Genomic DNA, 12,954 nt, shown 5'->3' on the forward strand with positions numbered 1-12,954 from the left:
GGCCTGGATCAGGATTTCTTGGGCAGACTCGACGGCGTGTACTGACGATGGTCCGGCTTGTTGGGCAGATCGCAGCCCACCTTGCCGAGCCAGTACGGCTGCACGTCGTCCCATACCTTCGGAATCTCGACCGAGTGATCTTCCTTCACATGCACGAGGAAAATCGTGTGGCTGGCATGATGGCTCTTCGGATCGATACAGACCTTGCCCTGCGCGCCTTCCGTGCAGATCCCACCGCTTTCGAGCGCCTTGCGCACGGCATCCTGATTGGTCGACTTCGCCTTTTCAGCCGCGGCCTTGTACAGATAGATCGCGTCGTAGGCGTTCGCTGCCTCCTGGTTGATGTACGGCTCGTTCGGGAACTTCGCGTGAAAGCGCTTCTTGAAGTCGTTGCTGGCCGGCGTATCGACCTCTTCGACGTAGTTCGCCGTCACGTACATGTCCTTCAGTGCTGGCGGTTTGAAGCGCTTGTGCTCATACGCCTGACCGACGTTCACCGAACTCGCCATCGGCAGATTCAGATGCGACGAAGCCTGCTGCTCGTAATACGAAGCCTGATTCGCGCCGACCAGCAGCGTCACCACGAAATCGGGCTTGGCTTTCTGGATGTTCTGGATGGTCTGGCCGAACTGCGACACGGACAGCGGAATGAATTCCTCGCCGACCATCGTGCCGCCGTTTTCCTTCACGATATTGCGCACCCATTCGGCGGAGATCTGGCCGAAGTTGTAGTCGGCGGCGATCGTGTACACCTTCTTGCCGTACTTCTGCATCATCCACGGAATCAGCGTCGAGAACTGCTGCTCCGGTACCGCGCCGGTGACGAAGGTGTTGCTGTCGCAGACGCCGCCTTCATACTGGTTGTCGTACCAGTAGAGCTGATGCGCGCGGTCCATGATCGGGCGAATCGCTTCGCGCGACGCGCTGGAGAAGGCGCCGAAGATCACATCGGGTTTGTCGGTCTGAACCAGGCGGCGGGCCAGTTCCTGAAACTTCGTGTTGTCCGATTGCGTGTCGTACGCGATCAGCGTCACGGGGCGGCCGAGAATGCCGCCCTTCGCGTTGATTTCGTCGACCGCGAGTTGGGTCGCGTGAATTTTCGGAATGGTTGCCAGTGCGAAGTTGCCGGAGGCGTCTTCCAGCAAGCCGATTTTCACGGGATCAGCGGCGCTGGCCGTGAACGAAGTGACTGCGAGTCCTGCGATGAGGGCCAGACGCATCCAGGCCGACGGCTTCAGCAACATGCGGAATCTCCAGAAGTGGGCGCTAGGTCAAGGGAAAAGCCAGGGGGAAGGTCAACGGGAAATACGGACAAAAAAAGCCCCCTGACGAAACAGATTCGTCAGGGGGCTTCTGTGCCGGGTCCCCACGCGGACATCATTGTCGGGCGATGAGGGATGGCTGGAGTCTAAGGCGCCGTATTTTTGCTTGTCAACTACGATCAAAAATCGGCGCTACAACGGTAGGGTTCCTATACGTTGCGCGTTGACGTTACTTTATAACGCTTACTGCGGCTTCGCGTCTTCCAGCTTCCAACCCTTGCTTGCGGCAAGTCGGGTTTGCACCGAGACGAGTTGATCATCGGTGGTCGCCACCAGCCATAGACGCGCATGATCCGCGATCTGGCGGTTGTGGTCCTTCAATGGGCCCATCGCGGCAGCGGCTTTCCAGACCACCGGGCCGATCTTGCTCTGCCTTCCCGACGGCCCGCCTACCAGCAAACAATAAGGCCCCAACGGCAGCGATACAAACGGCAGTGCCGGGCTCGCGCGCACGCGCCAGTCGATGAATGGCGTGTCGCTGATCACGAGCGGCGTCGGCAAACCGTAAAGCACGCTGAAATCGTACAGCGCCAGTTGCTCGCGCATGCCGACGTAAGTGCGCCGGATGTCGTCGACTACCGCTGCGCGGATCTCGTCGTCGAACATCGGCTCCTGCGCATAGCGAGCCAGTGCTTCGCGCGCCTCCGGTTGATAGGCGCTGAAGAGGCCGAGTTCCACGCAGTCTTGCACCGCCCGCTGAACCTCGGCGACCGAGCCGGCTTCCTCTGGCTTGCCCAGCTGCGCAGCCCGCAAAAAGCGCGCAAGTCCTGCTTCCTGGATCGCAGGGCCTTCTGCAGAGGCATCGGCTGTACCGTCCTTGTCGAGCGGCACGTAGGTATACGTCTCGGCGGCGAAACGCGATTTCTTGCCTTCATCGAACCTGAGTGCGCCATCGACGTAGTCGAGATAGCGCGTGCCAACCCGGCCGTGCTCCCAGACCCAGTTTTTCAGCAGTGGACGCAGTGGATGAAGTCTGTCTTGATCGGTCATTGAAACCTCCAGGTGCCCCAGTATAGTTCCACGTTGCCGATTATCCGGCATGCGTTTGCGCGCGCGCGTTCAGCTTCCCTTCGCCTTGCGCCTGATGGTTTGCTTTGCAGCTTTGGCGTTCTTCACGCGCGGCGTGTTGTCGGTGCCCGGCGTGCCGGATGTGCCCTGCTGCGCCCGGGGCGGCTGGATGCCGGCGCCCAGTTCGCCGAGTGCGGACAGCGTTTCGACATACACCAGAAAATGCTGCAGATACTCGGGCGACAGTTCGTTCATCAGCGACAGCGCGCGATGCACGAGGCGGCTTGAATTCAACGGCCCCGCGTTGCCCGGCACCTGCGCGAGCGACTGGCGCAATTGCCGGCCTGCGCTCAGCTTCGACCACATTGCGTGGAAGTACTGGAGGGTGTCGGCGAGCGTCTCGATGCGATCGGAGCGATCGGTGAGCGATGCGGCCAAGGTGGCGAGCGAGGTGCTACGGTGTGCGTTTGCCGATTCCGTTTGCGATCGCTGTGCGTCGACTTCATCGCGCTTCTTCTCTTCGACGTCGCGCGCATAGGCGGCGATCGACGCCGCGAGCCGTTCATCGAGCAGGCGCCGCGATTCGCCTTCCGATCGCAGCGTCGCGATGCGCCGCGCCAGCGCGTCGATCATCGCAAAGCGCAGCGGGTCGATGCGATCCGCGCCCGCCTTGCGCCATGCTTCGAGCGTCGCACGCGGGTCCTCGGATGCCGCATCGCCCGGCGCTGCAAGATAGACAGACGGCTGTTCGCGTTGATCGCTCATCGCATGTCACTCACGCTTGCCGCCGTTGCTCGCTGACTGACGCGGCACCGGCGCGATCTCGACGCGGCGGTTCTTCGCGCGGCCTTCGGCGTCTGCGTTCGAACTGACCGGCTGCTCGGAGCCGAACGCGGCCGCGAACACCGACGCGGCCGGCACGCCTTCGTCGATAAACGCGCGCGTCACGGTCAGTGCGCGCTGCGCCGATAGCTCCCAGTTATCCGCAAAACGCCGGTTGCCGGCGCGCACCTGCTGGTCGTCCGAGAAACCGCTGACCATCAGGATCTCGTCGTTGACGCGCAGATACGCGGCAAGCGGCCCCGCCAGCGACTTCAACAGTTCGCGCCCCTGCGGCTGCAACTGATCCGAGTTGAGCGCGAACAGCACATTGCCGCTGATGCCGATGCGCCCGTTGACCAAGGTCACGCGCCCCGCCGCGAGCGGCGCGGCGAGCGCCTGCTCCAGCGCCTGACGCCGATCTGCCTCGGCCTTGTGCTGCTGCACTTCCTTCTGCAGCCGGCTCGACAGTTCGAACTGCACGCCGATGATGCTCACCAGAATCAGCACGAACGCGCCGACCAGCACCGACATCAGATCGCCGAACGCAGCCCAGATCGGCGCGCCCGGCTCGACGCCGACATCGATGTCGTCGCTCATGACGCGCGCGCTCCGGCCAGTTGCTGCAGGTCTTCCATGATCTGCTTCTGCGACATCACGCTGAGGTCGATCACCTCGCGCGCCTGTGCGACGTAGTACGCGAGCTGCTCGTCGCTACGGGCGAGCGACTGGTCGAGCGCGCGTTCGATGCGCTCGAGATGCGTGATCAGCTTGCCGTTCGATTCGCCAAAGGATGCGACGGCCGCGCCGAATGCATCGCCCATGCTCGCCATTTCGATCGCGCTGGTTGTGACTTGCGCGGCAGCGATATCCAGCTTGCGGGCTTCGGTTTCGACCTTGCCAGAGAACTGCTCGCCGACGCGCGCGAGCAGATCGGCGGATGTCGACACGAGACCATCGATTGCCGCGCGCTGTTCGGTCGACGCGTGGTTGACCGCATCCAGCAGCGTTTCGAGCGTCTGCAGCAAACGTGTGCGCTCCTCCAGCATCGCGGTATCGCGAACCATGCTTTCGGACAGGCTCTTGCGCAATTCCACGATCACATCGGCGGCGGCCTTCGGCGCTTCTGCGGCCGCGTTCAGCAGACGGCCGATCTCGTCGAGCGTGCCGAGCGCCTCGGCCTGCGCGCGTTCGGCGATTTGACGTGCCGTGTCGGCGAGCGTGTCGCAGATCTTCTGCTGACGCGCGGCGTGCTGCGCGCCGCTTTCGGACCATTCGCGCGACAGCGCCGACGCGGTCTGTTCGAGCGTCGCAGCCCATGCGGCGAGGCGCTTTTCGTCGGCGGCGGCGAGGGTCGTCTGCAACGCGGTATGCGATGCATCGACGCGCTCGACGAGCACCGCCGCGCGCGCATCGATGCTCGCTGCCGCGGCGGCGGTCGCGGCCTCGAAGCCTGCGGTGGCCGCTTTCAACGCCGCTTCGTGACGCTCGGCCTGCACGTTCTGCGTCTGCCCGTGCTGCGCGAGCGCATCGGCCCATGTCAGCGATAGCTGCTGCGCCGACCCGGCGAGTTGCGCGGCAACGTCGTCGAGCAGCTTCGCGGCGCGCGTGTCGGCGCCTGCCGCGAAACGGTCGAGCGTCGCGCCCACACGTTCGGCGTGCGCGTCGTTCGATGCGCGCTGCGCGTCCAGCGTGGCGCTCATGTGCCCGGTTAGCGCGTCGTTCGTTGCGTGCTGTGCGCCGAGCGTCGTGCTTATGCGTTCTGCGAGCGCGTCGTTGGATGCGCGCTGTGCGTCGAGCGTCGCGCTCATGCGTTCGGCGAGCGTGTCGTTGGATGCGCGCTGTGCGTCGAGCGTCGCGCTCATGCGTTCGGCGAGCGTGTCGTTGGATGCGCGCTGTGCATCGAGCGTCGCGCTCATGCGTTCGGCGAGCGCCTCGTTGGATGCACGCTGCCCGTCGAGCGCGCCGCTCCACGTCGCCGCCACCTGTTCGGCGGTCGACGAGAAACCGCGCGACAGCCCTTCCATCTGCTGCTGCGTGCTCTGCGCGACGTGTTCGTACAACGCGGTCGTATCGCGTGACAGGCTGGCGAGCGTTGTCTCGATGGCGGGCTGGATCGCCGCGCTAACCGCGCGCGCATGTTCGCCGACGCTCTGCCGCAACGACTGTTCGACCGCGTTCGCGAGACGCGTGTACGCCAGTTCGGTCTTCGCGTGAAATGCCTGCTGGCTTGCCAGTTGCTGCTCGCTGGTGGTTGCACTGTGCTGTTCGAGCGTGCCCATCAGTGAGCGCAAACCGTCGATCAGCGCGGGTACGGCTTCGGCCTGGCGCTGCATCAGGCGAAAGGTTTCCTCACGCTGATGCGCGGGCGAAAACACGCGCAGCACGGTCGCGATTTTGGTGTCGAGCCGCTGGGCAATCTTGATGCGGTCGCGCCGGCACAGCGCGGACAACAGGCCGAGCATCGCGGAGGTCGCCACGCCCGCGATCGACGTGCCGAATGCGAAGCCCAGACCGCGCACCGGCGCCGCAAGCGACGCGCGCACCGCTTCGAGATCGGTCGCGCCGTCGAGCGCCGCGCCGGTGCCGCGCAGCGTGGCCGCCATGCCAAGCAGTGTGCCGAGCATGCCGAGCAGCACCAGCAGCCCCACCAGATACGGCGTGAGCGCGGGACCGGGCAGCCCGACCCGCTCGCCTTCGACGCGCAACCGCACCGCGCCGCGCACGCCCGGATGGACCCGCTCGAGCCACGCGCCGAGTTGCGGCGGGGTCGCTTCGAGTTGATCGACGGCGGTAATCAGCGTGTCGGTGGCCTGCTGGTAGCGGTACAGCTCGACGGCGCCCGTGACGTAGCACGCGCCGATCAGCAGCGCGATGACAAGCGCGAGCGGGTTGGTCGTCGCGTAGCTGATGGCGACCCACAGCACGGCTGCGAGGCCAACGACGAAGACGGCAAAATGGATTCGATGTCTGAACATGGTGTCCTGCAGAGGTCCGTGTTAGCGGGCGCGCAAGGCCGCAAGCAGCCCTTCGACCGGTTGAAAACGAACGTCGAGTTCGGCGAGCAGCACCGCGTGCATGTCTTCGCGGAATGCGTCGAGCCACGCGCTGGCGGGCGGCGCGGCCGCGGTGTTCTGGCCGCGGACGGTGGCTTTTTCCGCGGCTTTTTCTGTGACTTTTTCTGTGGCTTTGTTCGCAGCTTCGCTCATAGCTTCGTTTGCAGCTTCGTCGGCGCGTCCGTTTTCGGCTTCGTCGGCGCTTGGGTGTGCCGCTTCGTCGTCGCGCGCTTGCGTCGCGGCTTCTTCCGCCGCGATCGCCGTGTCGCGCAGTCGCACGAAATGCGCTTCGAGCATCGACGGTACCGTGCCGAGCAACGTACGCTCGCGGGCATCGAGCGCGCGCGCCATCGTCGCATCGACCAGCGCGAGGCGCGCGTGAGCCTCGCCTCGCGTGGCGAGCATCGCCCTCAGCCGGTTGCGCAATTCGTCGATGGCGGTTTCCATCGACTGCTGCTGTGCCTGGTATTGCTGGCCGAACGGCGCAAAACCGATCGCGCCGGCGTCTGCTTCGACGCCGGTTTCGATGCGGGTTTCGACGCGATTGCGCGTCGCGACGTCTCGCCCGCCGATCGATGCGCCGCCGCGCCGTATCTTCGCGCCGGGCCGGCAGGCGTCGATCGCGTCAGTCAGCGTGGCACGCGCGCGCGCGCACAGCGCCGCCTCCAGGGTGGCCACCGTGGCATCGCCGCGTGCTGTCTGAGCGCCGGCAGGCGCGCTCGCGCCCGCGTCGAGCGCGCTGGACAACGCAATGGCGTCGGTCCAGCCGAGCCACTGGCTCAGGCGGTCCGGCAAGGACACATCGGAAGCGGGCACGCCGGTCTGCGCCAGACGCGCCAGCACGCGGACGAGCGCCGCGCCGCTGTAAGGGCTGCGCTGCGGAAGCTGCATGATTTCCTTGCGCAAAAACCGGGTAGTTTACACCGGCGGCGGGCGTCGGCCGGGTGAGCGCGGCCGGCGAAAAGCGGGGCATGAAGCCGGAGGGTCATTCGAGGCCTGGCTGGATGGCGCCCGTGGTAGAGTCGACCATCTTTTTTGTCGCGTCGCCCTGGCGTCGCCCTCATGTCGCCACGCCTCGAATCTGCGCCGGCAGGCCCGGCCGAGCCGCCTCCGGACACGGCAAGCGCCGCCGCGCCGCAGCGCGTCAGCACACCGGTTCCAGCGCTCGTGCCGGCGCGGACCGCGCTGCTGGTCATGCATTATCAGACTGACATCGTCGGGCTCTTTCCATCCGTTGCGCCTACCTTGCTCGCGAATACGCGCAAGCTGTGCGACGCGGCCCGGGACAAAGGCGTCGGCGTCTATTTCGCGCAACTCCACTTCAGCCCAGGTTATCCGGAAGTCAGCCCGCGGAACAAGAACGGCCAGGGAATCAGGCAGCTCGGCCTGTTCATCGACGATGCGATCTCGCCGGAACTCGGCAGGCTCGACAGCGAACCGCTGATCCTCGCGCATCGCGCCAGTGTGTTCTTCGGCACCGGTCTGCAGGCGCGCCTCGCCGCAGAGGGCATCGACACGCTGCTCATGGTGGGTATCGCGTCGACGGGTGTCGTGCTGTCGTCGGTTGCCTACGCGAGCGACGCGGACTTCCGCCTGTTTACGGTCAAGGATTGCTGCTACGACCCGGATCCGGTCGTGCACGATCATCTCTTTTCGACAGCCTTCGATTCGCGCACCACGGTACTCTCGCTGGTCGACGCGTTGGCGTTGCTGGCGTAGCGCGCAGCTACGCGGCGTTCATGTGTGCCAACATCGCGCACCGGCAGCGGCATCGTGCTGCCTAACGGCGCGCAACCGGACGACACATACGGATGGCTCGCCGCCGAAGATCACGCTCCATGCAGCCGCGCCCGCTCACGGCAGCCTCACGGACACACAAAGCGGAAACGACGCGCACAAACGGATCGTACTCGTCGCACTCGCCATTCTTTGCTCTTATCGGCGCGGCATGATTCTTCCACAATAGTCCCACGCGATGCGACGGCGGCGCACACTTCCCCATGCGCGCTACGCATCCGCGTCAACTGTTTTTCTTTCTGGAGAATCTGCCATGAAGATCGTCGTAATCGGGGGTTCCGGCCTGATCGGGTCGCGTGTCGTCGCACTGCTCGGCGCGGCGGGACATGAGGCGCTTGCCGCGTCGCCACGTAGCGGTGTCAACGCCGTGACCGGCGAGGGACTGAGCAACGCGCTCGCCGGAGCGGACGCGGTTGTCGATGTGACGAATGCGCCGTCATGGGAGCCGCAGGCCGTGCTCGATTTCTTCCTCACCTCGGCACGCAACCTCGGCCAGGCAGAAATAGCCGCGGGGGTACGCCATCACGTTGCGCTATCGATCGTCGGATGCGATCGCTCGCCGGAGAACGCGTATTTCGTTGCCAAGGTCGCGCAGGAAAAGGCCATCGAAGCAGCGGGCGTACCGTATTCGATCGTGCGCGCGACCCAATTTATGGAGTTTATCGGCGGTATCGCCGATTTCAGCGTGGTCAACGGCACGGTGCGCCTCGGCGACGGATTGTTTCAGCCGATCGCGGCCGATGACGTTGCGGCGTCCCTCGCGCAGGTCGCGGCGGGCCCGGCGCTGAACCGCACCATCGATATCGCCGGCCCGGACCGTGCGCCCTTCGCGGAGATTGTCGGGCGTTATTTGAAGTCCGTGGGCGACGCGCGCCCGGTGGTGACGGATCGCGACGCGCGGTATTACGGTGGCCTCGTCGAGGAACGATCGCTCGTGCCGCTCGGCGACGCGCGGATTGGGCGCATCAGCCTCGACCAGTGGCTGGCGCAGGCCAGGAAAGCTTGATTTGGTGCTCCGATGTTCACGCAACGCTCTTCGAGTAACGCGGCAAGAAACGGGGGGCTGTCGACTGTTTGCGTCGATATTGTTCAGGCATGGAGCGGCGCTCGTGTTGCTCTTGTTTGACCACAGTCAATGAGGAATTCACCATGTCCAAAGAAGATGACAACAAGGCCATCGTAGGCCGCTGGTTCACCGATTTCTGGGGAAAGACCTGCAACCTTGACATTGTTGACGAACTTGCCACACCCGACATGCTTCTGCACTATTCGCTGCACGAGCCGCGCCGTGGCCGCGACGACATCAAGGCGTTCATGGCCGATTTCCGCGAAGCATTCCCGGACCTGAACTTCTGGGGTGCCGCCGATCTCATCGCCGAAGGAGATTATGTAGTCGGCCGTTGGGAAGGCGGCGGTACGCATAGCGGCGCGGCATTCGGCGATTTTCTTGCCGGATCGTTACCGGCTGCGACCGGCAGGAAGATGCACTTTACCGGCACGACGGTGCTTCGGCTCAAGGACGGCAAGATTGTCGAAGAAATCGGTCTGGATGACGGCGTGACCGCCTTGGGGCAACTCGGCCTCATCAAGGCGGCGTGATCGGAGGGGCGACGCTTTCAATGTTGCCTGGCCATGCTGAATAGATGTAGCGCCACGACGGGCCTGGGAGCAACCAGGCCCGCGTTATCAACGTGACGCTTTGACACAAGCGTCAGGACTCGTCGCGTTCGGGCATCACCTGGACCATCAGCGTGCGGTTTTTCCAGAACAGGTTGTGCACGCGCGGTTGCAGGTTGCGCAGCGCATACGCACCTACGTCGTCGAATCCGAGCAGCACGGCAGGGCGCGCGCCCGTTCCTTCGACGCGTTGAATCGAGTCGAATGGCGGAAAGCCGTAGCCGCACAGAAATGTCCTGATTTCTTCGTCGCTTGTTGCGCTTTCAATATTTCCCACCCAGAGCTCTGCCATCATGACCTCCTGCTGATCGACCGTCCGTCGGCCTGACTGACGTCATGCTTCGTTTCATTGTAGGACACGGGTTCATCGCCACGGACTGCCGATCTGGATATAGAGCGCATTCTGACTCGGCCCGCGCGCGATATCGATGCCCATCGTCAGTCCGATCTTGCGCACGAGCAGATAGCGAAAACCTGCGCCGAATCCATATGCGACAGGCGCCTCGGAAAACGAGTGAAGCTGGCCATACGCGCGGCCGACGCCGGCGAACCCGAGGACCGACCAGTCCGGCGTCGTATTCCAGCGTAATTCGGCCTCGGTGGTCAACTGATTGCGGTCCTGATACTTCGCGGCGGGCACACCGCGCAGTATCACGAACGGCTGCGCGAAGAACGGGATATCCCCTTGCGAAAAACCGCTGTCGACCCGCAGGCCCAGCACCCATCGCTCGCCGATCGGCATCCAGTGAAAGGCCTTGGCTGACTGCACTTCGAAGTCCGACGTACTGCCCAATCCACCGCGTGCGAATTCGGCGACGAATTGCGCATATGTGCCTGAAGACGGATAGAAATTGTTGTCGCGCGAATCGTAACTGGTGACGAAACCGCCTTTTGCCACGCGCTGTTCGGCGACGAAATTTCCTTGATCGGTCGGTATGCCGAAGTCGAATCGCGTATGCGAATCGAAAAACGTGTACCGCGGGCCAACGTACCACCTCGAATCGCCGATCCGAAACAGCAACTCATGGAACATCGCGAAGCCATCCAGCTGATACGAGCGCGCCTGTTGCTGAATGCCGTAATAAGTCAGATGCAGACTCATCTTGCCGATTACGCCGGTATAGCGGATCCGGTCGTCGTCCCATGAATGCGTATGAAGCGCCGCGGCGCCCCAACTATGGGTTCCGGTCGCAAAGCCGGCAATCCCGGTGATGTTCGGGCGGCTTGTCTTGTCGTCGCCCGATGCGGACGGGTCGCCGTCGGTGTTGTCGGGCAGGCTGAAATGCAGCAACGCGACGCCGAGTCCATAGCCTATCGCCGGCTCGGTGATGAAGATCGGGACCGGCAATACGCCATTGCCACGCAGCAGGAAGTTGCTCATGTCCCACCCGGCGCTGGCATGGGTGGCTTCGGGCAGGCTTTCGCCGGCAATGGCGACGCTCAAAGGCGAGAGCGAGGCCGCAAGCAACGCGATGGCGGCACGCTGATGGAGACAGGACGGACGGGAACGGCGTCGCGAGCTTCCGGCTGGCATCGCAATTCCTTTGGAGAGTTAAAGCCCACCATCGGATTGATACACCATGAAGTGATTCTGGAAAAGCGAGCTCATGGTCTTTCGATGCGCACCGCTGTCGAGTGTCGCCGGCTCGATGAATATCCGCTAATCAGGCGCTGCACGTTAAAAATTTTTAACGCATGTCTTTAGCAATTCACATCAATGTTTTAATCGCCATGTGTTGGCATTTTCATCTGCATGCGAAAATCGCATCACACAATCGCGGTGAATGATCTAACATCGTATTGAGTTGAAGCCCCACCAGGGAGCGGCTATGTCCTTGCGTAATCAACGAAGGGCCAAAGCCGTGCGCATGTGGCTGCTCGTCCTGGTGACATCAGCCGCGGGTATCACGCATGCGCAAACGCCGCCCGCAGGGTCTCAGCCCGCCCAGCCGCAGCCTGCGCCACTCGCTCAGCCCGGGCAAGCCCCACAGGCCAGCCAGCCGGCTCCGTTCAAGCCAGAAGAGATCGAAGCGCTGGTCGCGCCGATTGCACTTTATCCGGACTCCGTGCTTTCTCAAGTGCTGATGGCGTCGACTTATCCGCTTGAAATCGTCCACGCCGCACGCTGGGTCAAGGCCAACCCGAAGGTGAAGGGCGATGCCGCCGTCAAGGCTGTCGAGAGTCAGCCGTGGGACGTCAGCGTGAAATCGATGGTCGCGTTCCCGCAAATCCTCGAGCCGATGAACGACAAGCTCGACTGGACGCAAAAGCTCGGCGATGCGTTTCTGGCGCAGGAAAAAGACGTGTTCGCGGCGATTCAGCGACTGCGCGCGCGAGCGCAGGAGTCGGGCAATCTCAAATCGACGGAACAGCAAAAGGTGGTAGTCGAGCCTGCGCCGGCAAGCGGCGGCACCACCATCGTGCGCATCGAGCCGACCAATCCACAGGTGATTTACGTGCCGGCCTATAACCCGACTGTCGTCTATGGCACGTGGACCTATCCGACTCCACCGTACTATTGGCCGCCCTATCCGGCTTACTACCCAGGCGCTGCGCTCGCAACCGGCTTTGCATGGGGCGTGGGACTTGCCGCGGCAGGCGCGATTTTCAGCAACTGCAACTGGGGCGGCGGCGACGTCAATATCAATGTGAATAAAGCGGCCAATATCGATCGCAACTTCGATCGCACGAAGGTGCAAGGTAACGGCAATCGCTGGCAGCATGATGCGAGTCATCGTCAGGGTGTCGCGTATCGCGACAACGCAACGCGCAACAAGTACGCGGGCAACGTGCCAGGCGCCGAAGGACGGTCCGATTTTCGCGGCCGCAATAACGGCACCAATCAGCGTGCCAGCGCGACCGATCGTGCGGGCACGGGTAATCGCGCGGCGACAGCCGATCGTGCCGGAGCGGGTAACCGTGCGACTACCGCTGACCGCGCAGGCGCGGGTAATCGCGCAACCACTGCTGACCGCGCAGGCCGTAACAACAACGGTGCAACGGCAGCGAACCGTTCAGACTTCGGCGATCGCGGCGGCACGTCGAACCGCGGCAGCGCGGGCGCCGGCAACGTCAGCCGCGCGAGCGATCAGATCGGCGGCGGCGGTGGCGGACGCGACAACGCATTTCAAGGCGTGGGCGCCGGCAATTCCGCACAGCGCAGCGCCGATCGTGGACGCGCCAGCGCGCAAAGCTCTGGCTTTAACCGGCCAAGCGGCGGCGGCAGCATGCGTGGCGGTGGCGGTGGCATGCGCGGCGGCAGGCGCTAGGAGATA

General features: G+C 63.7%; 12 protein-coding genes. 4 read left to right on the forward strand and 8 right to left on the reverse strand.

The window, feature by feature from the left end; all coding sequences use genetic code 11:
* Positions 1 to 8 precede the first annotated feature (8 nt).
* The 6 genes from ACYVNQ_RS37060 to ACYVNQ_RS37085 form a co-directional block, all read right to left on the reverse strand.
* Positions 9 to 1,244 carry an urea ABC transporter substrate-binding protein gene (locus ACYVNQ_RS37060; RefSeq protein ID WP_460910671.1) on the reverse strand — a complete coding sequence of 412 codons (1,236 nt, stop codon included), beginning with the start codon at positions 1,242 to 1,244 and terminating at the stop codon, positions 9 to 11.
* Between the two features lie 261 nt (positions 1,245 to 1,505).
* Positions 1,506 to 2,312, reverse strand: a complete 807-nt coding sequence (locus tag ACYVNQ_RS37065; protein WP_460910674.1) for a hypothetical protein — start codon at positions 2,310 to 2,312, stop codon at positions 1,506 to 1,508.
* A 69-nt stretch (positions 2,313 to 2,381) separates the two neighbouring features.
* Positions 2,382 to 3,095, reverse strand: a complete 714-nt coding sequence (locus tag ACYVNQ_RS37070) for a DUF2894 domain-containing protein (protein ID WP_460910676.1) — start codon at positions 3,093 to 3,095, stop codon at positions 2,382 to 2,384.
* A gap of 6 nt (positions 3,096 to 3,101) precedes the next feature.
* The gene (locus tag ACYVNQ_RS37075; RefSeq protein ID WP_460910679.1) at positions 3,102 to 3,749 is read right to left on the reverse strand and encodes an OmpA family protein; all 648 of its coding nucleotides are present in this window, start codon (positions 3,747 to 3,749) and stop codon (positions 3,102 to 3,104) included.
* Positions 3,746 to 6,127 (reverse strand): DUF802 domain-containing protein, encoded by a 2,382-nt coding sequence (locus tag ACYVNQ_RS37080; protein ID WP_460910682.1) that lies wholly within the window; start codon positions 6,125 to 6,127, stop codon positions 3,746 to 3,748. Before ACYVNQ_RS37080 ends, ACYVNQ_RS37075 begins: the two co-directional genes overlap by 4 nt.
* A 21-nt stretch (positions 6,128 to 6,148) precedes the next feature.
* Positions 6,149 to 7,099, reverse strand: coding sequence for a DUF3348 family protein (locus tag ACYVNQ_RS37085; RefSeq protein ID WP_460911260.1), 951 nt, complete (start codon positions 7,097 to 7,099; stop codon positions 6,149 to 6,151).
* A gap of 168 nt (positions 7,100 to 7,267) precedes the next feature.
* On the opposite strand from ACYVNQ_RS37085, the gene ACYVNQ_RS37090 reads away from it, so the two are divergent.
* The 3 genes from ACYVNQ_RS37090 (at position 7,268) to ACYVNQ_RS37100 (ending at position 9,601) form a co-directional block, all read left to right on the forward strand.
* The gene (locus tag ACYVNQ_RS37090) at positions 7,268 to 7,924 is read left to right on the forward strand and encodes a cysteine hydrolase family protein (RefSeq protein WP_460910686.1); all 657 of its coding nucleotides are present in this window, start codon (positions 7,268 to 7,270) and stop codon (positions 7,922 to 7,924) included.
* 331 nt (positions 7,925 to 8,255) lie between these two features.
* Positions 8,256 to 9,008 carry an SDR family oxidoreductase gene (locus ACYVNQ_RS37095; protein WP_460911262.1) on the forward strand — a complete coding sequence of 251 codons (753 nt, stop codon included), beginning with the start codon at positions 8,256 to 8,258 and terminating at the stop codon, positions 9,006 to 9,008.
* A 143-nt stretch (positions 9,009 to 9,151) separates the two neighbouring features.
* Positions 9,152 to 9,601, forward strand: a complete 450-nt coding sequence (locus ACYVNQ_RS37100) for an ester cyclase (RefSeq protein ID WP_460910688.1) — start codon at positions 9,152 to 9,154, stop codon at positions 9,599 to 9,601.
* 112 nt (positions 9,602 to 9,713) lie between these two features.
* On the opposite strand, the gene ACYVNQ_RS37105 is transcribed toward ACYVNQ_RS37100, so the two are convergent.
* Positions 9,714 to 9,971, reverse strand: coding sequence for an RNA-binding protein (locus ACYVNQ_RS37105; RefSeq protein ID WP_460911264.1), 258 nt, complete (start codon positions 9,969 to 9,971; stop codon positions 9,714 to 9,716).
* A gap of 72 nt (positions 9,972 to 10,043) precedes the next feature.
* Positions 10,044 to 11,060: a BamA/TamA family outer membrane protein gene (locus tag ACYVNQ_RS37110; protein WP_460910690.1), complete on the reverse strand. Its 1,017-nt coding sequence runs from the start codon at positions 11,058 to 11,060 to the stop codon at positions 10,044 to 10,046.
* A gap of 448 nt (positions 11,061 to 11,508) precedes the next feature.
* On the opposite strand from ACYVNQ_RS37110, the gene ACYVNQ_RS37115 reads away from it, so the two are divergent.
* Positions 11,509 to 12,948 (forward strand): DUF3300 domain-containing protein, encoded by a 1,440-nt coding sequence (locus ACYVNQ_RS37115; RefSeq protein WP_460910692.1) that lies wholly within the window; start codon positions 11,509 to 11,511, stop codon positions 12,946 to 12,948.
* Positions 12,949 to 12,954 lie beyond the last annotated feature (6 nt).

This window comes from Paraburkholderia jirisanensis, from assembly GCF_054782355.1.

Bases quoted from the DNA above. Each gene is read 5' to 3' on its own strand.
- ACYVNQ_RS37060 (WP_460910671.1), bottom strand. From the start codon at position 1,244: ATGTTGCTGAAGCCGTCGGCCTGGATGCGTCTGGCCCTCATCGCAGGA.
- ACYVNQ_RS37065 (WP_460910674.1), bottom strand. From the start codon at position 2,312: ATGACCGATCAAGACAGACTTCATCCACTGCGTCCACTGCTGAAAAAC.
- ACYVNQ_RS37070 (WP_460910676.1), bottom strand. From the start codon at position 3,095: ATGAGCGATCAACGCGAACAGCCGTCTGTCTATCTTGCAGCGCCGGGC.
- ACYVNQ_RS37075 (WP_460910679.1), bottom strand. From the start codon at position 3,749: ATGAGCGACGACATCGATGTCGGCGTCGAGCCGGGCGCGCCGATCTGG.
- ACYVNQ_RS37080 (WP_460910682.1), bottom strand. From the start codon at position 6,127: ATGTTCAGACATCGAATCCATTTTGCCGTCTTCGTCGTTGGCCTCGCA.
- ACYVNQ_RS37090 (WP_460910686.1), top strand. From the start codon at position 7,268: ATGTCGCCACGCCTCGAATCTGCGCCGGCAGGCCCGGCCGAGCCGCCT.
- ACYVNQ_RS37095 (WP_460911262.1), top strand. From the start codon at position 8,256: ATGAAGATCGTCGTAATCGGGGGTTCCGGCCTGATCGGGTCGCGTGTC.
- ACYVNQ_RS37100 (WP_460910688.1), top strand. From the start codon at position 9,152: ATGTCCAAAGAAGATGACAACAAGGCCATCGTAGGCCGCTGGTTCACC.
- ACYVNQ_RS37105 (WP_460911264.1), bottom strand. From the start codon at position 9,971: ATGGCAGAGCTCTGGGTGGGAAATATTGAAAGCGCAACAAGCGACGAA.
- ACYVNQ_RS37110 (WP_460910690.1), bottom strand. From the start codon at position 11,060: ATGAGCAACTTCCTGCTGCGTGGCAATGGCGTATTGCCGGTCCCGATC.
- ACYVNQ_RS37115 (WP_460910692.1), top strand. From the start codon at position 11,509: ATGTCCTTGCGTAATCAACGAAGGGCCAAAGCCGTGCGCATGTGGCTG.